The 1,042-nt window shown below is 74.9% G+C and carries 1 protein-coding gene; it reads left to right on the top strand.

The annotated features are described in order from the left end of the window. Positions 1-1,042: MAB_1171c family putative transporter (locus ACIOFR_RS42415; protein WP_401006211.1), on the top strand; the 1,042-nt coding region annotated here is incomplete at both ends.

The raw sequence follows: 1,042 nt of genomic DNA on the forward strand, positions 1-1,042 counted from the left end.
CCTGCTGCCGCTCTCCCAGAGCCCGGACATCCCAGGACGCGAGACGCTCGGCACCCTGGTGCCACTGCTGTGCGCCGAGCTCAGGCTCGCGGCCGAGTGCTACCTCGTCCTGCTGGCGTTCGCCGTACGCCCCGGTCGCCGTACCCGTTCATGGGCGCGGTGGCAGGCCGCCGGCTCGGCGCTGGTGATGGCGGCCAGCGCCGCCCTGTATCGGGCAGCCGGGGTGGTGGCGGAGGGCGCGATGCTGGCCGTCGAGGAGGACGGCAGGGCTGAACTGACGTGCTACAACATGCTCTTCACCGCCCACAGCCTCTGGTGCGTCGGGCTGTTCACCGTGGTGATGCACCGTTCGGCGCGCTCGCTCGGGCCGGGGCTCCTGCGGACGGGACTGCGGCTGGTCGCCGCCTCCGGCGCCTGCGGCCTGCTCTGGTCCGCCCTGAGCGTCATCCCCCTCGTCTCGGGATTCCGTACGGGCCGTCAGGACCGCGGCCTGTGCTCGGCATCCGCCGCGCTGGCCACCCTCGTGCTGATCATCGGCGGGATGACCCTCACCGCATGGGGGGACCGGATGGCGGATCCGGTCCGCCGTCTGCGCGCCCGGCGTGACCACCGCCGGATCGGCCCGCTCTGGTCGGCCCTGTACGCGGTCCGCCCCGAGATCGCCCTGGATCCGCCCGGCACCCGTGACCGCCACGACGGCCTCTCGGCCGACCCCGAGTTCGCGCTCTACCGGCGGGTCATCGAGATCCGTGACGGACAGCTGGCCCTCCGCGTGCACCTCCACCCCGCGGTACCCGAGTGGGCCGCCGCAGCCTGTCGCGCGGCCCGCCTCGACCCGCGGCGCACCGCCGCGACGGTCGAGGCCGCCGTGCTCGCGGCCGCACTCGAGGCCGCGGCCGCAGGACTGCGCTACCCGTACCCCACCACCGGTGGCCACACGCCGCCCGCCAGCCCGCCCGACCTCCGCGCCGAGACCACCCGCCTCGCCCTCGTCGCCGAAGCGTTCACCGACTCGCCTCTCGTCGCCGACATCCGACGCCGC

Source organism: Kitasatospora sp. NPDC088346 (assembly GCF_044740765.1).
Lineage (GTDB): Bacteria > Actinomycetota > Actinomycetes > Streptomycetales > Streptomycetaceae > Kitasatospora.